The 20,212-nt window shown below is 60.6% G+C and carries 19 protein-coding genes, 1 tRNA gene and 1 riboswitch; of the genes, 15 read left to right on the top strand and 5 right to left on the bottom strand.

From position 1 onward, the window contains the following. Position 1 precedes the first annotated feature (1 nt). Both AC07VO_RS22095 and AC07VO_RS22090 read left to right on the top strand, forming a co-directional pair. Positions 2-1,516, top strand: coding sequence for a tripartite tricarboxylate transporter permease (locus tag AC07VO_RS22095; protein WP_064619745.1), 1,515 nt, complete (start codon positions 2-4; stop codon positions 1,514-1,516). Next, positions 1,509-2,549: an AbrB family transcriptional regulator gene (locus tag AC07VO_RS22090; RefSeq protein WP_018926794.1), complete on the top strand. Its 1,041-nt coding sequence runs from the start codon at positions 1,509-1,511 to the stop codon at positions 2,547-2,549. Before AC07VO_RS22095 ends, AC07VO_RS22090 begins: the two co-directional genes overlap by 8 nt. Positions 2,550-2,581: 32 nt before the next feature. Here AC07VO_RS22090 and ung read toward each other — a convergent pair whose 3' ends face one another. After that, positions 2,582-3,274 carry a uracil-DNA glycosylase gene (ung, locus tag AC07VO_RS22085; protein ID WP_019580851.1) on the bottom strand — a complete coding sequence of 231 codons (693 nt, stop codon included), beginning with the start codon at positions 3,272-3,274 and terminating at the stop codon, positions 2,582-2,584. A 132-nt stretch (positions 3,275-3,406) separates the two neighbouring features. On the opposite strand from ung, the gene dspII reads away from it, so the two are divergent. Then, positions 3,407-4,519, top strand: a complete 1,113-nt coding sequence (dspII, locus tag AC07VO_RS22080; protein ID WP_086944827.1) for an enoyl-CoA hydratase/isomerase DspII — start codon at positions 3,407-3,409, stop codon at positions 4,517-4,519. 50 nt (positions 4,520-4,569) lie between these two features. On the opposite strand, the gene AC07VO_RS22075 is transcribed toward dspII, so the two are convergent. Together AC07VO_RS22075 and AC07VO_RS22070 are read right to left on the bottom strand one after the other, a co-directional pair. Next, positions 4,570-5,013, bottom strand: coding sequence for a hypothetical protein (locus AC07VO_RS22075; protein ID WP_082920899.1), 444 nt, complete (start codon positions 5,011-5,013; stop codon positions 4,570-4,572). Positions 5,014-5,225: 212 nt separating this feature from the next. Further along, positions 5,226-5,462: a hypothetical protein gene (locus AC07VO_RS22070; RefSeq protein WP_018926798.1), complete on the bottom strand. Its 237-nt coding sequence runs from the start codon at positions 5,460-5,462 to the stop codon at positions 5,226-5,228. Between the two features lie 281 nt (positions 5,463-5,743). Then, a riboswitch (guanidine-I (ykkC/yxkD leader) is annotated at positions 5,744-5,844 on the top strand. 62 nt (positions 5,845-5,906) lie between these two features. Here AC07VO_RS22070 and AC07VO_RS22065 point away from each other — a divergent pair. The 12 genes from AC07VO_RS22065 to AC07VO_RS22010 all read left to right on the top strand — a co-directional run bounded on the left by AC07VO_RS22065 (position 5,907) and on the right by AC07VO_RS22010 (position 19,110). After that, the gene (locus AC07VO_RS22065; protein ID WP_064619754.1) at positions 5,907-6,974 is read left to right on the top strand and encodes a putative urea ABC transporter substrate-binding protein; all 1,068 of its coding nucleotides are present in this window, start codon (positions 5,907-5,909) and stop codon (positions 6,972-6,974) included. 17 nt (positions 6,975-6,991) lie between these two features. After that, the gene (locus AC07VO_RS22060; protein ID WP_064619757.1) at positions 6,992-7,807 is read left to right on the top strand and encodes an ABC transporter permease; all 816 of its coding nucleotides are present in this window, start codon (positions 6,992-6,994) and stop codon (positions 7,805-7,807) included. Positions 7,808-7,826: 19 nt separating this feature from the next. Then, positions 7,827-8,615 carry an ABC transporter ATP-binding protein gene (locus tag AC07VO_RS22055; protein ID WP_018926801.1) on the top strand — a complete coding sequence of 263 codons (789 nt, stop codon included), beginning with the start codon at positions 7,827-7,829 and terminating at the stop codon, positions 8,613-8,615. Positions 8,616-8,627: 12 nt separating this feature from the next. Then, positions 8,628-9,353 (top strand): urea amidolyase associated protein UAAP1, encoded by a 726-nt coding sequence (locus AC07VO_RS22050; protein ID WP_064619763.1) that lies wholly within the window; start codon positions 8,628-8,630, stop codon positions 9,351-9,353. Between the two features lie 11 nt (positions 9,354-9,364). After that, a complete protein-coding gene (locus tag AC07VO_RS22045; protein ID WP_018926803.1) occupies positions 9,365-10,006 on the top strand; it encodes an urea amidolyase associated protein UAAP2 in 642 nt (213 codons plus the stop codon). Positions 10,007-10,329: 323 nt separating this feature from the next. Then, a complete protein-coding gene (gene uca / locus AC07VO_RS22040) occupies positions 10,330-13,962 on the top strand; it encodes an urea carboxylase (RefSeq protein ID WP_086944826.1) in 3,633 nt (1,210 codons plus the stop codon). Positions 13,963-13,987: 25 nt separating this feature from the next. Next, entirely contained in the window at positions 13,988-15,766 is a 1,779-nt protein-coding gene (atzF, locus tag AC07VO_RS22035) for an allophanate hydrolase (RefSeq protein WP_086944825.1), read from the top strand. Positions 15,767-15,888: 122 nt separating this feature from the next. Continuing rightward, a complete protein-coding gene (locus AC07VO_RS22030; protein ID WP_018926806.1) occupies positions 15,889-16,107 on the top strand; it encodes a cysteine-rich CWC family protein in 219 nt (72 codons plus the stop codon). 33 nt (positions 16,108-16,140) lie between these two features. Beyond that, positions 16,141-16,833, top strand: a complete 693-nt coding sequence (locus tag AC07VO_RS22025) for a pseudouridine synthase (RefSeq protein ID WP_018926807.1) — start codon at positions 16,141-16,143, stop codon at positions 16,831-16,833. 316 nt (positions 16,834-17,149) lie between these two features. Then, complete coding sequence (locus tag AC07VO_RS22020; protein WP_018926808.1) at positions 17,150-18,034, top strand: alpha/beta fold hydrolase; 885 nt, start codon at positions 17,150-17,152, stop codon at positions 18,032-18,034. Positions 18,035-18,216: 182 nt separating this feature from the next. Continuing rightward, a tRNA-Gly gene (locus AC07VO_RS22015) sits at positions 18,217-18,290 on the top strand. A 265-nt stretch (positions 18,291-18,555) separates the two neighbouring features. After that, on the top strand, positions 18,556-19,110 hold the full coding sequence (locus AC07VO_RS22010) for a hypothetical protein (protein ID WP_018926809.1): 555 nt from the start codon (positions 18,556-18,558) through the stop codon (positions 19,108-19,110). Between the two features lie 51 nt (positions 19,111-19,161). Here the strand turns inward: AC07VO_RS22010 and AC07VO_RS22005 are convergent, their stop codons facing one another. Next, a complete protein-coding gene (locus AC07VO_RS22005; protein WP_007935708.1) occupies positions 19,162-19,479 on the bottom strand; it encodes a cytochrome C oxidase subunit IV family protein in 318 nt (105 codons plus the stop codon). A gap of 13 nt (positions 19,480-19,492) precedes the next feature. Further along, positions 19,493-20,206: a heme-copper oxidase subunit III family protein gene (locus AC07VO_RS22000; RefSeq protein ID WP_026286474.1), complete on the bottom strand. Its 714-nt coding sequence runs from the start codon at positions 20,204-20,206 to the stop codon at positions 19,493-19,495. Between the last annotated feature and the right edge of the window lie 6 nt (positions 20,207-20,212).

The raw sequence follows: 20,212 nt of genomic DNA, 5'->3' as shown, positions 1-20,212 counted from the left end.
TATGGATACTCTTGGCTATTTGGGTCAGGGCTTCGGCGTTGCGCTGAGCCCGTACAACCTGGTGACCGCACTGTGCGGCACCTTGATCGGCACCGTCGTCGGGCTGCTGCCGGGGCTGGGGCCGATCAACGGCGTGGCGTTGCTGATTCCGATCGCGTTCGCCCTCGGCCTGCCACCGGAGTCGGCGTTGATCCTGCTGGCGGCGGTGTACCTGGGTTGCGAATACGGCGGCCGGATCAGCTCCATCCTGCTGAACATTCCGGGCGAAGCCTCCACCGTCATGACCACCCTCGACGGTTACCCGATGGCCCGCAAGGGTCTGGCCGGTGTAGCGCTGTCGCTGTCGGCGTGGAGTTCGTTCATCGGTGCCTTCATCGCGACTTGTGGCATGGTGCTGTTCGCCCCGTTGCTGGCGAAATGGGCGATTGCCTTCGGGCCGGCGGAGTATTTCGTGCTGATGGTGTTTGCGATTGTCTGTCTCGGCGGCATGGCCGGCGACCGACCGCTGAAGACCTTCATTGCAGCGCTGATCGGTCTGTTTCTGTCGAGCGTCGGCATCGATGCCAACAGCGGCGTATACCGCTTCACCGGGGATAACATTCATCTGACAGACGGCATTCAGTTCGTCGTGCTGGTATTGGGCCTGTTCTCCATCAGCGAAATCCTCTTGCTGCTGGAAAAAACCCACCGTGGCCAGGAAGCGGTGAAAGCCACCGGGCGCATGATGTTCAACTTCAAGGAAGCCTCGGCGGTGTTCGTTGTAAACGTCCGTTGCGGTTTGCTGGGCTTCATCATGGGCGTATTGCCGGGTGCCGGCGCGACGCTGGCCAGCGCGGTGGCCTACATGACCGAGAAACGTATCGCCGGCGCCAAGGGCACTTTCGGCCAAGGCGACATGCGTGGCCTCGCGGCTCCGGAAACCGCCATCGGTGGCGCAGCCTGCGGTGCCCTGGTGCCGATGCTGACCCTCGGTGTTCCGGGCTCGGGGACCACGGCGGTGATGATCGGCGCACTGTCGCTGTACAACATCACCCCGGGCCCGCTGTTATTCCAGCAGCAGCCAGACATCGTCTGGGGCCTGATCGCGTCGTTGTTCGTCGCCAACGTGATGCTGGTGATCCTCAACATCCCGATGATCCGCATCTTCACCCGCATCCTCGCCGTGCCGAACTGGGCACTGGTGCCGGTGATCGCGATCATCACCGGGATCGGCGTCTACGCCGTACACGCCACCACCTTCGACCTGTTCCTGATGATCGGCATCGGCATCTTCGGCTACATCCTGCGCAAGCTGGACTTCCCGTTGTCGCCGGTACTGCTGGGCTTCATCCTCGGTGGTCTGATGGAACAGAACCTGCGTCGCGCGCTGTCGATTTCCAACGGTGCACTGGAAATCCTCTGGTCGAGCCCGATCACGTTCGGTTGCTGGGTGCTGACTGCCATCATGTTGCTGATGCCGCTGCTGCGCATCTGGCGCAAACGTTCGGTCGCCCGGCGCGCTATCGCCGATGCCTGATCGAACACCCTTCAAAGCCTGGTGGGGTACACCGCTGGTCGGTCTGCTGGGCGGTTACCTCGCCAGCCAGATCGGCTGGCCACTGCCGTGGATGGTCGGCTCGTTACTGGCGATCATCCTCGTGCGCTGCCTGACACCCTGGCAACTGGCGGAAATCCCTGGCGGGCGCAAGTGCGGCCAGTGGGTTGTCGGCATCGGCATCGGCCTGCACTTCACCCCGGTGGTGATGGAGCAGGTGCTGAGCCACTTCGGTCTGATCTTCTTCGGTGCGTTGGTCACCAGCCTGTCCGCGGTGGTCGGGGTCTGGTTGATGCGGCGTACCGGCGAAGATCGCGCCACGGCGTTCTTTTCCAGCATGCCCGGTGGCTCCGGGGAGATGGTCAACCTCGGCGCCCGCAATGGCGCGGTGCTCAGCCGTGTCGCGGCGGGACAAAGCTTGCGGGTGCTGGTGGTGGTGCTGTGTGTGCCAGCGGCGTTCAAGTATCTGTTGGGCGACGGTGCGCCGGCCTTGCATGCAGCGACCGTCAACTGGTGGTGGCTGGCCCTTCTGTTCCCGGCGGGCGCCCTGGCCGCCTGGATCTGGGAGCGCCTGCGGCAACCCAACCCCTGGCTGTTCGGGCCGTTGCTGGTGAGTGCGGCAGTGAGCATTGGTTGGGACCTGCACATCGGCTTGCCCAACGGCGGCAGTCAGATCGGCCAGTGGCTGATCGGCAGCGGGTTGGGCTGCCACTTCAATCGACAGTTCTTCCGACGGGCACCGTCCTTCATGGGCCGGACCCTGATCGGCACGGTCTTGACCATGTTGATCGCCACGCTGGCGGCACTGGGGTTGAGTGTATTGACCCATCTGGATCTGCGTTCGCTGACGCTGGGCATGATGCCCGGCGGGATTGCCGAGATGAGTTTGACGGCTGAAACCCTGCAACTATCGGTACCGCTGGTGACGGCGATGCAGGTGATGCGGCTGTTGTTCGTGTTGTTTTTGGCAGAGCCGTTGTTCAGGTATTGGAACCGGGAGCCGGATTCCGTCTGATATGAGCCCCCTCGCCACACTCTTCACACTCTTCACACCGGCGGCAACCGCCACTCGATCGGCGTCTCGCCATTCTGTTCCAGAAACTTGTTCGCCCGACTGAAATGCCCGCACCCGAGGAAGCCGCGATAAGCGGACAGCGGTGACGGGTGAACCGACGTCAATACCAAATGCTTGGTGGCGTCGATGAGTTTCTGCTTGCTCTGGGCATGCGCGCCCCACAGCAAAAACACCAGATGCGGCTGGTGCTCGCTGACCACTTCGATAATCCGGTCGGTAAAGTGCTGCCAGCCCTTGCCCGCGTGGGCGTTGGCATTCGCCCGCTCCACGGTCATGGTGGTATTGAGCATCAACACGCCCTGCTCTGCCCAACTCTGCAGGTAGCCATGGTTGGGGATGTCGATGTTCAGGTCGCGTTTCAACTCTTTATAGATGTTCACCAGCGACGGCGGCGCCGGTACACCCGGTTGCACCGAGAAGCACAGCCCATGGGCCTGACCCGGGCCGTGGTATGGATCCTGCCCGAGGATGACCACCTTGACCTTGTCCAGCGGCGTGGAATTGAGCGCATTGAAAATCAACGGTCCCGGCGGATAGATCTCCTTGCCCGCCGCGCGTTCCTGTTGCAGGAAAGTGCGCAACTCTGCCATGTAAGGCTGGTCGAATTCGGCACGGAGGGCCTCCTTCCAGCTCGGTTCGAGTTTGATACGGTCGTCAGCAGTCATGGTTACATCCGGCAAAAACAATGGGGCGAACCCTAGGAAAGCCCATCACGCTTGTCAATTGATCTGACGCAGATCCGGCATTTTCCTATAGAGCGATCATACTGAACGCTCAAATTCCCGATCGAGGTCATGATGAATCTGCACTTCGAAGAACTCACCGGCACCGACGGCGCACGCATCGGCATCGCCAGCCTGGATGCCGAAAAGTCCCTCAACGCCCTCTCCTTGCCGATGATCAACGCCTTGCGCGATCAACTGGACGCCTGGGCCAAGGAACCACAGATCGTTTGTGTACTGCTGCGCGGCAATGGCGACAAGGCCTTTTGCGCCGGCGGTGAAGTGCGCAGTCTGGTGGAAGCGTGTCGCGCCCATCCCGGGGAAGTACCGCCCCTGGCTGCGCACTTCTTCGCGGCAGAATATCGCCTCGACTTCAAGTTGCACACCTACCCGAAACCGTTGATCTGCTGGGGTCATGGTTACGTGTTGGGTGGCGGCATGGGGCTGCTGCAAGGGGCGGGCATTCGGGTTGTCACGCCGAGCAGCCGACTGGCGATGCCGGAGATCAGTATCGGTTTGTACCCGGACGTCGGCGCCAGCTGGTTTCTGTCGCGGCTGCCCGGCAAGCTCGGGTTGTTTCTCGGCTTGACCGGCGCCCGGATGAACGGTCGCGATGCAATCGATCTGGACCTCGCGGACCGCTTTTTGCTCGATCAACAACAGCCGGAGCTGATCGAAGGTTTGCTGCAATTGAACTGGCAGGAACAGACCGCCATGCAGCTCAACAGTCTGCTCAAGGCCTTGCAACAAGAAGCGCTCGTAAAAATGCCCGAAGCGCAGTGGCTGCCGCGACGCCAGCAGATCGACGAGTTGCTGGATGTCAGCGACGTTCGTTGTGCCTGGAAGGCCATCAGTGCGCTACGCGTTCATAAAGACCCGCTACTCAGTCGTGCGGCCTGCACCATGATTGAAGGCTCGCCCCTGACCGCTCATCTGGTGTGGGAACAGATCGCCCGCGCCCGGCACCTGTCGCTGGCTCAAGTCTTTCAGATGGAATACACCATGAGCCTCAATTGCTGCCGTCATCCGGAATTCAGCGAGGGCGTGCGCGCGCGGTTGATCGACAAGGACCAGAAACCTCACTGGCACTGGCCGGATATCAACACGGTGCCGGAGGCGGCGGTGGAAGCGCATTTTCACAAGGTCTGGGAAGGTCGGCATCCGTTGGCCGATCTGTCGGAATACTGAAATCCGGGCACAAAAAAGCGGCGCTTCATGCGCCGCTTTCTATTGAGGAGTTAGCGACGGCCGCCTCGGCCATCGTTATCGCCATGATCGCCTCTTCCGCCATGGTGATCCCGTCCACTGTGGCCCCGGGAATCGTCGTTCCAGTTGCCGCGACTACGACCATCCCAACCGTCGCGACGACCATCCCAACCACCGCGGTCATGACGGTCCCATCCGCGACTCTGGTTGCCGCGGTAGTCGTAATAGCGCGGTGCCGGTTGATAAACCCGCGGCTGGTAGTAATAACGTGGCGATGGCTGGTAATACCGTGCAGGCGGCGAGTAATACCTGCGCGGAGCTGTGTAGTAACCACCATCGGAGTAATACGGCGCTGGGGACGTGTAGACATCCGAGCGGTAGTAGCTGTCGCCATCGGAATAGGGCACGCACGCACCAAGAAACAATCCCGATAGAACGATCAGCAGAATATGGCGGAGCTGTTTTCGACAGAGCATGGCGGCCTCCTGGACCGCGAGTGAGCCACACCAGCGACGCTGGCAGGCGACAGTCAATTGTTCGGCGACTGTCGAAAGATCAGACAGTGAAATCGGGATCTGGTGCGTTTCTGTAACACGCCGATACAAGTAGCCGATGAAAGGTTTTTCATCCTGCGCAAAAGAAAACGGCGCCTGCGTAAGCCGCAGGCGCCGTTGTGCTCATGAGCCGTTTAGCGATGCCCGCGATCGTGATCACCATGGTAATAGCGAGGCCCACTGAAATAGTAGTAACGATAACCCCCGTAAAAGCGTGGGCCGCCGTAGTAGTAAGGTGAGTAGTAATAGCCGGGGTAGTAATAAGGTGCCGGATAAACATCGGCGCCCCCTACATAGTAGTAACACCCGGACAGACCCAAACCAAAAAACACACTGAGCAGTATTTGGCGGAGCTTTTTCTGACAGAACATGGAGGCCTCCTGAAAGACCTGCAACGGCAGTCGAGTCACACCTGTTTTGACTTTAAAACAGGCACCGAGTGCCTGATCGCATCGACCTTCAGATCAGCGGCTAGCTGTCCTTCTACGGTGCATACCCATGCGCTGCGCACCATGACAAGGCAAAGCGCCCTCCCCTGGTTGTCTCGCCCTCCCTTCCATGCCCCCAGCCAGAGCGCTCAAGCCGACTTGGCACGGCTCTCGCTTAACCAAAGACGTGCAGGAGTCATCACAGGTTCGCGGCACCACAATTTGCAATGGCTGACTAGGGTTCCGGCTCGCAATCGCGAGTGACTGGTCCGAGAGTTGGCGACCTCCAGTTGAGGTTACACGGCGGGACAAAAGCCCGGGAGACAAGCCACCGTTCGCGGTGCCGCTGCCTTCCTGTCCGCCCTTGATCAACTGGAGAACCATCCCATGTCCCGACTTCGTTTACCCGCCCTGCTCGCCGCTGCTTTTGCAGCCCTCGTGAGCGTCTCGTCCCACGCCGCACAGAAAGACCATTTCAGCGTCTGCTGGACGATTTATGCCGGCTGGATGCCTTGGGAATATGCCGGCAGCCAAGGCATCGTCGACAAATGGGCGAAAAAGTACGGCATCAAGATTGATGTGGTGCAGCTCAACGACTACGTCGAATCCATCAACCAATACACCGCCGGCCAGTTCGACGGCTGCACCATGACCAACATGGACGCGCTGACCATTCCGGCTGCCGGTGGCGTCGACAGTACGGCGCTGATCGTCAGCGACTTCTCCAACGGCAACGACGGCATCGTGCTCAAAGGCGAAGGCAAGAAAGTCGCTGACCTCAAAGGCATGGACGTCAATCTGGTGGAGCTGTCCGTGTCCCACTATCTATTGGCCCGTGCTCTGGATTCGGTAGACCTCACCGAGAAGGACCTGAAAGTGGTCAACACCTCCGACGCCGACATCTCCGCCGCCTTCAACACCGAGCAGGTCAACGCTGTCACCACCTGGAACCCGATGCTCTCGGACATCAAGGCCAAGCCTGCGGTGACTGAAGTGTTCAATTCCAGCCAGATCCCCGGCGAAATCATGGACATGATGGTGGTCAACAGCGCCACCCTCAAAGACAACCCGGCCCTGGGCAAAGCCCTGACCGGCGCCTGGTTCGAAGTGGTCGCGTTGATGAACGCGAAAAACGCCACCAGCCAGGCCGCCCTCGAACACATGGCCAAAGCTTCGGGCACCGACCTGGCCGGTTTCCAGGCGCAACTAGACACCACCAAACTGTTCGCCACGCCCAAAGAAGCCCTGGCGTTCTCCACCAGCAAGCAACTGCCCGACACCATGCGCAAGGTCGCCGAGTTCTCGTTCCAGCACGGCTTGCTGGGTGAAGGCGCCAAGGACACCAGCGCCATCGGCATGGCCTTCGCCAATGGCGTGACCAGCGGCGATAAAGGCAACCTCAAGCTGCGCTTCGACCCGACTTACGTGCAGATGGCCGCCGACGCCAAGCTGTAAGACAGGAGGAGCTGGCCATGCGCCTGATCAATCGCCACCCGGATCGCCCGAGTCGCCTGCTGTTGGTGATCCTGCCGTTCGCCCTGGTGCTGTTCGCCTACTTCATGGGCTCGGCCGAACGGCTGATGGACAACCCCAACGACAAACTGCTGCCCAGTGCCGTGCAGATGACCGACGCGGTGAAACGCCTGGCCTTCACCGCCGACGCCCGCACTGGTGAATACCTGCTCTGGCAAGACACCGCCTCCAGCGTGCGGCGGTTGGCCATCGGCCTCGGCATCAGTGCGCTGGCCGGGCTGTGCCTGGGCATCGCCGCCGGTACGCTGCCGCTGTTTGGTGCGCCGTTGTCGCCCGTGCTGACGGTGCTGTCGATGGTGCCGCCGCTGGCGATCCTGCCGATTCTGTTCATCGTGTTCGGGTTGGGGGAGTTGTCGAAAGTGATGCTGATCGTGATCGGCATCACCCCATGCCTGGCCCGTGATCTGGAACAGCGCGCCCGGGAAATTCCGCTGGAATTGCTGATCAAGGCGCAGACCCTCGGTGCTTCAACCTGGACTCTGATGCTGCGCGTGGTGCTGCCGCAATTGCTGCCGCGCCTGCTGATCTCGTTGCGACTGATGCTCGGCTCGGCGTGGTTGTTTTTGATCGCCGCCGAAGCCATCGCCTCCACGGACGGTTTGGGTTACCGGATCTTCCTGGTGCGCCGCTACTTGGCGATGGACGTGATTCTGCCCTACGTGGCGTGGATCACCCTGCTCGCCTGGCTGATGGACTGGGGCCTCAAGCACCTGACCCAACGGGCCTTTCCCTGGCACCAAGGTGCCTCCAAATGAGTTATGAAGAGGCGCGGGCATGAGCTTCATCACAGTGAAAAACGTCTGGCAGCAATACGCCGATCAGGTGGTGCTTGAAGGGCTGAACCTGAGCGTCAACGAAGGTGAGTTCTGCACCTTGGTCGGCGCGTCGGGTTGCGGCAAATCGACCTTCCTGCGGCTATTGCTCGGCCAAGAACGCGCCAGTCGTGGCGAGATTCTGTTGGACGGTCAGGCATTGGCTGGCGAACCGGATTCGAGCCGTGGCGTGGTGTTCCAGCGCTATTCGGTGTTCCCGCACCTGACCGTGCTGGACAACGTCGCCCTCGGCCTCGAACTGCCGCGCTCGCCATTACTGGGGCGGTTGTTCGGCAGCACTAAGAAAGAGGCACGCGATCACGCCTCGGTGTTGCTGCACAAAGTCGGCCTTGGCCATTCACTGGACAAGTACCCGGCGCAGCTCTCAGGTGGTATGCAGCAACGACTGGCGATTGCCCAGGCGCTGATCATGAAACCCCGCGTGTTGCTCCTCGACGAACCGTTCGGCGCCCTCGATCCGGGCATCCGCAAAGACATGCACAGCCTGCTGCTGGAGCTGTGGCGCGAGACGCAACTGACGGTGTTCATGGTCACCCACGACCTGTCCGAAGGTTTCAGTCTCGGCACCCGCTTGCTGGTGTTCGACAAGGTCCGTGTCGACCCGCACGCCCCCGGCGCCTATGGCGCACGCATCACCTACGACATCCCTTTGAACAGCGACCGCCGCGCCAACCGCGCCGCCGTCGACGCCCTGCCAGCTCAGTTGGCAGGCACGCTTCGTATCGCTTAGAGGAATCTGCACATGACTGATTCGACCCAACTGTTCCCGCCGTTCGCCGAAGAAATGCTCCCCGGCGGCGGCCATCGTTCATTCGTCCTGAGACGCGGCCAATTGCTGCGCCTGACCGACCTGCGCGGCGGTGCCAACGTCAGCCTGACGTTGCTCAACGCCAACGAAAAAACCGAACGCCTGAATCTGCCCGACAGCCTCAAATGCCAACACACCGCCAAGCTCACCACCGGCCATTGCCTGTACTCGGACATGGGCCGCGTGCTGGCGGCCATCACCGCCGACACCTGTGGCTGGAGCGACAGCCTCGGCGGCGTGCTCTGCGCTGAAGAAGTCGCACAAAAATATGGCCAGGGCCGCTATCAAGAGCTGCGCAACGGTTTCTTCCGCAACGGCACCGACAACTTGTTGGTGGAGCTGGGCAAGTGGGGACTGGGCCTGTCCGACCTGCTGATGACGCTCAACCTGTTCAGCCGGGTGAACGTCGATGAGGCTGGCCGCTTCCACTTCGTCGAAGGCAATTCCAAGGCCGGTGATTACATCGAGTTGTACGCGCCGATGGACACCCTGGTGGTACTCACCGCGTTGCAACACCCGATGGATCCGTCGCCGGAATACGCACCGAAACCGCTGAAGCTGAGCTGGATGAACGCCGATGCCAGCGTCGCCGAACACTGCCGCACCTCGCGCCCGGAAAACGAGCGCGGCTTCATCAACACCGACCGTCTGTTCGCCTGAGGATCGCTGCCATGTCACTCGCTATCGCCACCGCCCACAAGCAACCGGAAACAGCGGTCTACCGCGCCACCATCGCCGCCGGTGAACCCTGGCTGATGGAGGTCAAGGCCGGCCAGACCCTGCGTATCCTCGACCTGGAAGGCAATCAGGCGGTCGACACTTTGTTCTACAGCCTTGCCAATCCCAAGGAACGCTATGACGTGCAACGCACGTTGCGTCGGCAGAACAGCGTCTACCTGAGCACCGGCAGCGTGCTCTATTCCAACCTCGGCAAGCCAATGCTGACCATCGTCGAAGACACCTGCGGGCGTCACGACACCCTCGGCGGTGCCTGCGCGCAAGAGAGCAACACCGTGCGTTACGCCCTGGAAAAACGCTACATGCACAGCTGCCGCGACAACTACCTGCGCGCCTGCGCCCACGACGGGCGCCTGGGTAAGGGCGACATCGGGCCGAACATCAATTTCTTCATGAATGTGCCGGTGACGGCCGATGGCGGGCTGACGTTTGAAGACGGGATTTCAGCGCCCGGCAAATACGTCGACCTGCGCGCCGAGATGGACGTGATCGTGCTGATCTCCAACTGCCCGCAACTGAACAACCCGTGCAACGCCTACAACCCCACGCCTGCGGAGCTTTTGGTATGGAACTGAAACTTGCGCGTTTGCGGCGGTGGTTATTTGCCCTGTGTCAGGCCCGCTCCGGCCAGTGCCTCAAACAACGCTGATCCCTGTGGCGAGGGAGCTTGCTCCCGCTGGGTCGCGAAGCGGCCCCAAACCCTGCTATCGCGCTATGTCTGACGGACCACAGCAGCAGGTTTTGCGACTGCTGCGCAGCCGAGCGGGAGCAAGCTCCCTCGCCACAAAAAAGCGTGAATTTTGTTCATCCGGGACGGCCCGGGTGCATCTCGAAAAACTGCGGGACGGCCCGCATCCCAGGTCGAGGCTGATGCGCTATCGCCTCCAGGGGTTATGCCATGTTCGAAAAAGTCCTCATCGCCAACCGTGGCGCCATTGCCTGCCGCATTCTGCGGACCCTGCGAGAGTTGCAGGTCAAGGGCGTCGCCGTTTACTCCGAAGCCGACGCCGCCAGCCTGCATATCCTGCACGCCGATGAAGCTCACAGGCTAGGTGAAGGCGCCGCGGTCGGCACTTACCTTGCCGTGGACAAAATCCTCGCCATCGCCAAATCCACCGGCGCTACGGCGATCCATCCCGGCTACGGATTCCTCTCGGAAAACGCCGCGTTCGCCGAGGCCTGCGAAGCAGCCGATATCGCCTTCATCGGCCCCACGCCAGAGCAACTGCGCGTGTTTGGCCTCAAACACACCGCCCGCGCCCTGGCCAAACAACACGGCGTGCCGATGCTCGAAGGCACCGAACTGCTCGACAGCCTTGACGCGGCATTGATCGCCGGCGAACAGGTCGGCTACCCGGTGATGCTCAAAAGCACCGCCGGCGGTGGCGGCATCGGTATGCGCGTGTGCCGCAGCGCCGCCGAATTGGGCGAATCCTTCGAAGCGGTCAAACGCCTCGGGCAGAACAACTTCAGCGACGCCGGTGTGTTCATCGAGAAGTACATCCAGCGCGCGCGACATCTGGAAGTGCAGGTGTTCGGCGACGGCCAGGGCGAGGTGATTGCCCTCGGCGTGCGCGACTGTTCGGTGCAGCGGCGCAACCAGAAAGTCCTTGAAGAAACCCCGGCACCCAACCTGCCCGACGGCATGGCCGAAGCGCTCTGCCTTGCCGCGATCAAACTCGCCAAGGCAGTGAATTACCGCAGCGCCGGCACCGTGGAGTTCGTCTTCGACAGTGACGCCCAGCGTTTCTATTTTCTTGAAGTGAACACCCGTTTGCAGGTGGAGCACGGTGTCACCGAGCAAGTGTGGGGCGTGGATCTGGTGCGCTGGATGGTGGAACTGGCGGCCGGAGATTTACCGCCATTGAACGCATTGAGCCAAGGCTTGAAAGCCGACGGCCACGCGATCCAGGCAAGGCTCTACGCCGAAGATCCGGGGCGCGATTTTCAACCGAGCCCCGGTCTGCTGACGGCGGTAAGTTTCCCCGTCGCCGATGGCAAACACCTGCGCATCGACACGTGGGTCGAGGCCGGTTGCGAGATCCCGCCGTACTTCGACCCGATGATTGCCAAGGTCATCCGCTGGGCGCCGACTCGCGAAGAAGCCCGCGCTGACCTGCTCCAAACCTTGGGCGACAGCCTGTTGTACGGCGTGGAAACCAACCGCGATTACCTGCGACAGATTCTGCTCGATGCGCCCTTTGCCAGCGGCCAGCCATGGACCCGTTGTCTGGAAGCGCTGGTCTACCAGGCCAACACCTTCGAGGTGATCAGCGCCGGCACCCAGACCAGCGTTCAGGACTATCCGGGGCGTCTTGGTTACTGGGCGGTGGGCGTGCCGCCGTCGGGGCCGATGGACAGTCGTGCATTGCGTTTGGGTAATCTTTTACTGGGTAACGATGAAGGCGCAGCGGCCCTGGAAATCACCATGAGCGGGCCGATGCTGCGCTTCAATTGTGATGCGGTTGTGGCGGTGACCGGTGCGCAGATTCCATTGACGCTGAACGGCGAAGCGGCACCGATGAACACTGCGCTGCTGATTCCGGCCGGGGCCACAGTACATCTCGGCACAATCGCCGGTGCAGGCGCTCGCAGCTATCTGTGCCTGCGCGGCGGCCTGCAAGTACCGGACTACCTGGGCAGCAAAAGTACCTTCACCCTCGGTCAGTTCGGTGGCCATGGCGGTCGTGCGTTGCGTGCCGGGGACGTGTTGCATGTGCCAGCCTTGATCGACCGTAGCGCGGGTGTTCAATTGCCTGATGAGCAGGTCACCGAGTTGCCGGCCGTGCGGCAAATTCGGGTGATCTACGGCCCCCATGGCGCGCCGGAATACTTCACCGAACACTACATCGGCACCTTCTTCGCCACTCAATGGGAAGTGCATTTCAACTCCAGCCGCACCGGTGTGCGGCTGATCGGGCCGAAGCCGGAATGGGTACGGGCCGACGGTGGCGAAGCCGGGTTGCATCCCTCGAATATTCACGACAATCCGTACGCCATTGGCGCGGTGGATTTCACCGGTGATATGCCGGTGATCCTCGGTCCCGATGGTCCGAGCCTCGGTGGGTTCGTCTGCCCGGTGACGGTGATCGAAGCGGATCTTTGGCAGCTCGGGCAGCTCAAGGCTGGAGACAAGGTGCAGTTCCAACCAGTCGATCTCGAGACCGCCCGTAACCTCGCCTTGAAATGGGATTCCTGTGGGAGCTGGCTTGCCTGCGATGAAGTTGATGCGGTGTCTGATCGGGCCTCATCGCAGGCAAGTCAGCTCCCACAGGGGGTTGTGTCGCCTGTGATGCTGGATATCGGCCAGGGAGATACACGGTTGGTCGCCCGGTTGTCGGGGGATACTCACCTGTTACTGGAAATCGGCGCACCGGAACTGGACCTGGTCCTGCGCTTCCGCGCCCACGCGCTGATGCAGGCATTGCAAGGCAAACGCCTGCACGGGGTGATCGACCTGACGCCGGGCATCCGTTCGCTGCAGGTGCATTACCAACCGGAGCAACTGCCGCTTGCCGATCTGCTGGGCATCGTCGCCGGTGAGTGGGACGCCGTGTGCGCCGCCAAAGACTTGCAGGTTCCCTCACGCATCGTGCACCTGCCGCTGTCGTGGGATGACCCGGCTTGCCAGTTGGCCATCGAGAAATACATGACCACCGTGCGCAAGGACGCCCCATGGTGCCCGAGCAACCTGGAGTTCATCCGCCGCATCAACGATCTGCCGAACCTCGACGAAGTGCAGCGCACGGTGTTCGACGCCCGCTATCTGGTGATGGGGCTGGGCGATGTCTACCTCGGCGCTCCGGTCGCCACCCCGCTCGACCCACGGCATCGCCTGGTCACCACCAAATACAACCCGGCCCGCACCTGGACCGCTGAAAACTCGGTGGGCATCGGTGGCGCCTATATGTGCGTATACGGCATGGAAGGCCCCGGTGGTTATCAATTCGTCGGCCGGACCTTGCAGATGTGGAATCGCTACCGCGAGGTCGCCGCGTTCGATGGCAAACCGTGGCTGCTGCGGTTCTTCGATCAAATCCGCTTCTACCCGGTAAGCGCCGATGAACTGCTGCGCATTCGACGGGATTTCCCGCTCGGGCGCTTCGCTCTGAACATCGAGCACAGTCAGTTGAACCTGGCGGATTACCAGGCGTTTCTGGCGAAGGAAGCCAACAGCATTGCGGCGTTTCGAGATCAGCAAAAAGGTGCGTTCAACGCCGAGCGCGAGCGCTGGATCGCCAGCGGTCAGGCGCATTTCGACAGTGAAGAACCGACGCCGCAAGTGACCGAAGAGGCGCTGTTGGCCGACGGTCAGCAGAGCATCGACAGCCACATCGCCGGCAACCTCTGGCAGGTTCAGGTGGAGGTCGGCAGCCAAGTGGTCGCCGGTGATGTGCTGGTGATTCTGGAGTCGATGAAGATGGAAATCCCGCTGCTCGCGCCCATGGCCGGTGTGGTGCGCGAGATTCGTGTGCAACCGGGTTCGCCAGTGCGCGCCGGACAGCGCGTCGTGGTGCTGGAACTCGACTGAAGCCATTTCAACAAGGATCTGAACCATGAACATCAATCTGCAACTCGACGCCCTGCGCAACGCTTACCGTGACGGCCACATCACGCCTCGGCAATTGCTGCCGAGCCTGCGGGAAAAAGCCGCGGCGCTGAACCCGGACTATCACTTGTTCATCCATTTACTCAGCGCCGAGGAACTGGAACCGTACCTCGCCGCCCTCGATGGTCGTGACCCAGGCAGCCTGCCGCTGTACGGCGTGCCGTTCGCGATCAAGGACAATATCGATCTGGCGGGCATTCCGACCACGGCGGCGTGCCCGGCGTTTGCCTACGTGCCGGAACGTTCGGCGACCATCGTCGAGCAACTGCTGGCGCTGGGCGCGATCCCGCTGGGCAAGACCAATCTCGACCAGTTCGCCACCGGCCTCAACGGCAGCCGCTCGCCGTATGGCGCTTGCCCGAACAGCGTGTTGCCGGAATATCCGTCGGGCGGTTCCAGCGCCGGCTCTTCACTGGCGGTGGCGCTCGGCGTGGCGAGTTTTGCCCTGGGCACCGACACCGCAGGTTCCGGGCGCGTACCGGCGGCGCTGAACAATCTGGTCGGTTTGAAAGCCACCAAAGGGCTGATCTCCACGGCCGGGGTGGTTCCGGCCTGTCGCACGCTCGATTGCGTCACGACCTTTACGGCCACAGCCCGGGAAGCCAGTCAATTGTTGGCACTGACCGCTCATCTCGACCCACGGGATGAATACAGTCGCAGCAATCCGCTGTGGAATGACGGCTCGGCCTTCGGCACGCCGCGCGCGTTTCGTTTCGGTGTGCCCCGTGCGCAGGACCTGGCGTTCTTCGGCTGCCCTGAAGGCCCGTTGTTGTTTGGCGACGCCATCGACCAGCTTAAAGCCCTGGGCGGTGAAGCGGTCGAACTGGATTTGTCGCCCTTCCTGGAAGCGGCGCGGTTGCTCTACGAAGGGCCATGGGTGGCCGAGCGTTACAGCGTGGCCGGCAAATTGATGGAGCAAAATCCTCAAGCCGTGTTGCCAGTGATTCGTGCCGTGCTGGCCAAGGCCCCGGCGGTGACCGGCGTGCAAACCTTCCGCGCCCACTACCGGCTGCAAGCCTTGAAGGCGCTGTGCGACAGAGCATTGGTGGGCCTCGACTGCGTGCTGACGCCAACCATTGGCCGTCCGGTGACATTGGCGGAACTTGCCGCCGAACCGGTACTGCGCAACTCGGAACTGGGCTACTACACCAACTTCATGAACCTGCTCGACTACGCTGCCGTCGCCGTGCCCAGCGGATTGATGGGCAATGGTTTGCCATGGGGCGTGACCTTGTTTGGTCGCGCGTTTACCGATCAGTATCTGTTGAGCGTGGCAGATGCCCTGCAACGTCAGCAGGGCCTGGCGTCACCCGCACCGGCCGCCATCGCGCACAATGACCGGGCACGACTGGTGGTCTGCGGCGCGCACCTGGAGGGGCTGGCGCTGAACTGGCAACTCAAACAGCGTGGAGCGCGGCTGGTAGAAACAACTCAGAGTTCTCCCGACTATCAGCTGTATGCCTTGGCCGGCGGCCCACCGTATCGCCCCGGCATGGTCCGCGTTAAAGAGGGCGGCGTGGCGATTGCGGTGGAAGTCTGGGAATTGCCGAGCAGTGAGCTGGGGTCGTTCCTCACCGGGATTCCTGCTCCACTGGGACTGGGCAAGGTGCAACTGGCGGATGGGCGTTGGGAGAGCGGGTTTATCTGTGAGCCGTATGGGCTGGACGGGGCGGTGGAAATCAGTCATTTGGGCGGGTGGCGGGCGTATTTGAAAAGCCTGGGTTGATCGCCTGATCACCGGCAAGACTCCTTCAGGAATGTGCGAGCGTTAGCTTGCACATGGCAGCTTGCGGGACGATCATGCGCAGCTCGGGCCAAGCAAACCGGCCATTACCGAATGACCCTTTCATGAATAAGCCAGACCTCTGCCCGGCCTGCGGCGCTTCCAACGACTGCAGCCTGGCCGACCCACGAACCGTCGATCGTGCCTGCTGGTGCTACGGCGTCAGCATCGACCCGGCGGTGTTCGAAACGCTGCCGGCCGAGCTGCGTGACAAGTCCTGCCTGTGCCCGGCCTGCGCCCGGGTCGAGGCGCAGTTGCAAGCAACCGCCTGGCCGATCACGTAACATACGCAGCCCTTTTCCCACCGATCCCTGGCCATGCGCGTTGACCGTTTCCTCAGCAACCTGCCCCGCTTCAACCGCAAGCAGGTACGCCTGTTGCTGGTGGAAAAGCGCGTCAGGGTCGACGGAACTATCGTCAGCGACCCTCACGCCGAGGTTCTCGAGTTCAGCCGCGTGGAAGTCGACGACGAAGTGCTGCAGGTCGGTAAACCGGCCCGCTACTTCATGCTGCACAAACCGCCCGGCTGCGTCAGTGCGACCCGCGACCCGCAACACCCGACGGTGCTCGACCTGATCCATGAAGCGGACAAGGATGACCTGCACATCGCCGGTCGCCTGGACTTCAACACCACCGGCCTGATGCTGATCACCAACGACGGCACCTGGTCGCGACGCCTGACCCAGCCACAGACCAAACTGCCCAAGGTGTACTACGTCGAGACGGAGCAGGAGATCACTGCCGACTACGCGATCACGTTCGCCAAAGGCCTGTACTTCGCCTTCGAAGACCTTACAACCCAGCCTGCCGAACTGGTCTTGCTCGGGGCAAAATCGGCGCGCCTGAGCATCGTCGAGGGCCGTTATCATCAGGTAAAACGGATGTTCGGCCACTTCGACAACAAGGTATTGCGCCTGCACCGCGAACGCATGGGGCCGCTGCTGCTCGACGACGCGCTGAAGCCCGGCGAATACCGGCCGTTGAGCATCGAAGAGATCCGATTGATCTAAGCCGACGACCGCTCAGCAGAAGTTGTCGAACATTTTTCGAAAGATACTTGCGCGATGACGTGACCCCTGCTTGAATCAGGACGTCGGCGCGAAATGTGACCGGCGAGTCACCAAAACTACTCTAAGAAACTTTTTGCCGGCAGAGAACCCTCAGGTTCCGCCTTCCCCCGGCAAACTGCCCGCTTATAACAATACCCGTCGACCGGCGTGCAATGGATCGACATGGGCCTTCAAAAATTCCAGGCGTATGCCTACCTGTCACAAAGCTCGTGCAATCTGATTTGCGCGCATACCCGCTTGCCAGGAGTCTTATGTCATGAGGCCAGAAATCGCTGTGCTGGATATACAGGGTCAGTATCGGGTTTACACGGAGTTCTATCGCGCAGACGCCGCAGAAAAGACCATCATTCTGGTCAACGGCTCGATGTCCACGACTGCGTCGTTTGCCCAAACCGTGAAAAACCTTTATCCGCAGTTCAATGTGGTGTGCTACGACCAGCCCTACGCGGGCAAGTCCAAGGCTCACAACCTGCATGAGAAAATGCTGACCAAGGAAATCGAAGGGCAGATCCTCCTGGAGCTGATCGACCACTTCGCCGCCGAACACGTGCTGTCGTTCTCCTTTGGTGGCGCCGCCACGCTCGTCGCCCTAGCCCACCGGCCACGGCGCATCGAAAAGGCTGTGATCAGCTCGTTCTCGCCGGTGGTCAACGAGCACATGCTCGACTACCTTCAGCGCGGTGTCGATTACCTCGGCAACCGGGACGGTGACCGCGTCGGCCATCTGGTGAACAGCACCATCGGCAAACACCTGCCTTCGCTGTTCAAGCGCTTCAACCACCGTCACGTCAGTTCGTTGGCCGAACACGAATACGGGCAGATGCACTTCCACATCAGCGACGTGCTCAACAGCGACCGCAACTGCTACCTGAACGCGGCAAAGAAAATCAATGTGCCAGTGCTGTTCATGAACGGCGAATGGGACGAGTACACCGCCCCCGCCGATGCCAGGCTGTTCGCCGGCCATGTGCAACACAGCACCTTCAGCACCCTTCAGGCCACCGGCCACTTCCTCGACATGGAACACAAAACCGCTTGCCAAGACAGCCGTAACGCACTGCTGGGCTTCCTGAAACCGACGCAACTCGAAAGCCGACCGCGTTACCAGTACGTCCAGGACCACCATGCATTTGCAATCTGAAACAGAGTCATCGCGAGCAAGTCCCGCCCTACTGTGTTGAACGCACTCCCGTAGGCGCGAGGCTTGCCCGCGAATGACCGCCAAGCGGTCCCTGTTTGTGTTTCACCCGACGCTAAAGCCATCGCGCATAAAGAAAAACTTCAAATCCGCGCTCACATCTGGTACAAAGTCAGCCGCTCTGAGCGGGTGTCGTATAATGGCATTACTCCAGCTTCCCAAGCTGATAACGAGGGTTCGATTCCCTTCACCCGCTCCAATCAGATTTCAGTCTCACGTCGTTTCTTGACGGGGGATGCAAGTAAAGAAAAAACCGGCCTTGATGGCCGGTTTTTTTGTGCCTGGGATTTGGGGGCCCTCCAGTCCTTGACACCTCCGGCCCCGCATACTAGCGAATGCTATACTTCCTACGGATTGCATGAAGTGTGCAACGTTCCCCACGGGCGCAGATACCGACTGCAAATCTCAGTTTACGGCTGCGGGACAGAGGAGGCCTACGGCCAACACGAGATGGGAGGTGTGGCATGAACCGACACTATTACATCAGTGACAATCTCGACGATCTCGAAGCCCTTGAAACCGAACTGGAAGCCAACGGCATCAATACCGAACAAATTCATGTGCTCAGCGAACAAGTGGCTGATGTTGAAGAACATCATCTCCACGAGGTCAACTCGTTGATGAAACAGGATGTTGTTCACTCTGGCGAGATTGGTGCAGTGGTTGGTGTGCCACTCGCAGCGCTGATCCTTGGCGGTGCCTATTGGCTGGGCTGGACCGAAACCGCCGCAGGCTGGGTACCTTTTATCTTCCTTGCCATTGTTATATTTGGCTTCTGCATCTGGGAAGGCGGCTTTTTTGGTATTCAGGTACCTAACGCGCACTTCCGCAACTTTAAACAGATGGTGGAAGACGGCAAACATATCTTCTTCGTGGATGTTGATCCGAATCAGGAGCCGGTATTGGATCGGGTCATTGAACATCATCCAAAACTGAAGATCGCCGGCACGGGTACGGCATCCCCTCACTGGACAGTCGCCTGGCTGCACAAATGGCATCAGTTCAAGCGAACGATATAACGCCATTTATTGCGGGTTGACCCCGGAGGCTCAAAGCCCTCCGTAAGCTGTTTATTGACCGAAGAAGATGACCCGGCTGAGGAAAACATAATCCGCCTCGGTGGCCATCAACCCGACGAGCACCAGCAAACACAACGGTGGCACCAATATGGCGTAGACCATGGCCAACCGTTCCCAGGCCATGTGCATGAAGATGGAGACAATTAAACCTGCCTTCAACAACATGAAAGTGATAATCAGGGCCCACCGAAGGTAGCCATGGAAGTGAAAATAATCGACCAGATACGACATCGTGCTGAGGACGAATAACAGCCCCCAGATTTTGAGGTACAAACTGATCGGATGTTGTTGACCCTGAGCATGCGCCATCACCCGCGCTCCTCTACCATAAATAGAAGAAAGCAAAAATAAACACCCACACCAAGTCCACGAAGTGCCAGTAAAGCCCGGCTATTTCGACGTTCTGATAATTTCCGGAGCGCTCATAATCTCCTCGCATGACTTTCATCGCCACAATGCTGAGGTAGATGGCGCCGATTGACACATGCAGTCCGTGAAAACCGGTAATCATGAAGAAGCTGGCCCCAAATTGCGCCGCGCCCATGGGGTTCCCCCAGGGACGCACGCCTTCGGCGATAAGCTTGCTCCATTCAAATGCCTGCATGCTGACGAAGGTCACGCCCAAGGCAGCGGTCGCCAGCATCAGGGCTGTGGTTTTCGCGCGATCACGGCGATAGGCGAAGTTAACAGCCATGGCCATGGTGCCGCTGCTGCTGATCAGCACAAAGGTCATGATGGCAATCAGAATAAGCGGGATTTCTCTACCGCCAATCGTCAATGCGAACACTTCACTAGGGTTCGGCCAAGGGGCGGTGATGGTCATGCGGACCGACATGTAGCCGGTTAAAAAACAGGTGAATATAAACGTGTCGCTAAGCAGGAATATCCACATCATCGCCTTGCCCCAGGGGACCTGCCTGAAAGCCTCCCTATCCGAGGCCCAGTCGCTGGCGATGCCCTGCCATCCCGGGGCAGGCGGCGGGCTTGGTGGATTGGATGAACTTGACTCGGCCGGTGCTAATGGGTGCGATGCCATGGCTTT

The organism is Pseudomonas sp. GW821-FHT03E01 (assembly GCF_059420765.1).
The sequence above is the reverse complement of the archived record's forward strand: the minus strand, read 5'-3'. Positions and strand labels throughout refer to the sequence as shown.

Excerpts from the sequence above, each read along its gene's own strand:
- AC07VO_RS22095 (WP_064619745.1), top strand. The coding sequence starts at position 2 with ATGGATACTCTTGGCTATTTGGGTCAGGGCTTCGGCGTTGCGCTGAGC.
- AC07VO_RS22090 (WP_018926794.1), top strand. The coding sequence starts at position 1,509 with ATGCCTGATCGAACACCCTTCAAAGCCTGGTGGGGTACACCGCTGGTC.
- ung (WP_019580851.1), bottom strand. The coding sequence starts at position 3,274 with ATGACTGCTGACGACCGTATCAAACTCGAACCGAGCTGGAAGGAGGCC.
- dspII (WP_086944827.1), top strand. The coding sequence starts at position 3,407 with ATGAATCTGCACTTCGAAGAACTCACCGGCACCGACGGCGCACGCATC.
- AC07VO_RS22075 (WP_082920899.1), bottom strand. The coding sequence starts at position 5,013 with ATGCTCTGTCGAAAACAGCTCCGCCATATTCTGCTGATCGTTCTATCG.
- AC07VO_RS22070 (WP_018926798.1), bottom strand. The coding sequence starts at position 5,462 with ATGTTCTGTCAGAAAAAGCTCCGCCAAATACTGCTCAGTGTGTTTTTT.
- AC07VO_RS22065 (WP_064619754.1), top strand. The coding sequence starts at position 5,907 with ATGTCCCGACTTCGTTTACCCGCCCTGCTCGCCGCTGCTTTTGCAGCC.
- AC07VO_RS22060 (WP_064619757.1), top strand. The coding sequence starts at position 6,992 with ATGCGCCTGATCAATCGCCACCCGGATCGCCCGAGTCGCCTGCTGTTG.
- AC07VO_RS22055 (WP_018926801.1), top strand. The coding sequence starts at position 7,827 with ATGAGCTTCATCACAGTGAAAAACGTCTGGCAGCAATACGCCGATCAG.
- AC07VO_RS22050 (WP_064619763.1), top strand. The coding sequence starts at position 8,628 with ATGACTGATTCGACCCAACTGTTCCCGCCGTTCGCCGAAGAAATGCTC.
- AC07VO_RS22045 (WP_018926803.1), top strand. The coding sequence starts at position 9,365 with ATGTCACTCGCTATCGCCACCGCCCACAAGCAACCGGAAACAGCGGTC.
- uca (WP_086944826.1), top strand. The coding sequence starts at position 10,330 with ATGTTCGAAAAAGTCCTCATCGCCAACCGTGGCGCCATTGCCTGCCGC.
- atzF (WP_086944825.1), top strand. The coding sequence starts at position 13,988 with ATGAACATCAATCTGCAACTCGACGCCCTGCGCAACGCTTACCGTGAC.
- AC07VO_RS22030 (WP_018926806.1), top strand. The coding sequence starts at position 15,889 with ATGAATAAGCCAGACCTCTGCCCGGCCTGCGGCGCTTCCAACGACTGC.
- AC07VO_RS22025 (WP_018926807.1), top strand. The coding sequence starts at position 16,141 with ATGCGCGTTGACCGTTTCCTCAGCAACCTGCCCCGCTTCAACCGCAAG.
- AC07VO_RS22020 (WP_018926808.1), top strand. The coding sequence starts at position 17,150 with ATGAGGCCAGAAATCGCTGTGCTGGATATACAGGGTCAGTATCGGGTT.
- AC07VO_RS22010 (WP_018926809.1), top strand. The coding sequence starts at position 18,556 with ATGAACCGACACTATTACATCAGTGACAATCTCGACGATCTCGAAGCC.
- AC07VO_RS22005 (WP_007935708.1), bottom strand. The coding sequence starts at position 19,479 with ATGGCGCATGCTCAGGGTCAACAACATCCGATCAGTTTGTACCTCAAA.
- AC07VO_RS22000 (WP_026286474.1), bottom strand. The coding sequence starts at position 20,206 with ATGGCATCGCACCCATTAGCACCGGCCGAGTCAAGTTCATCCAATCCA.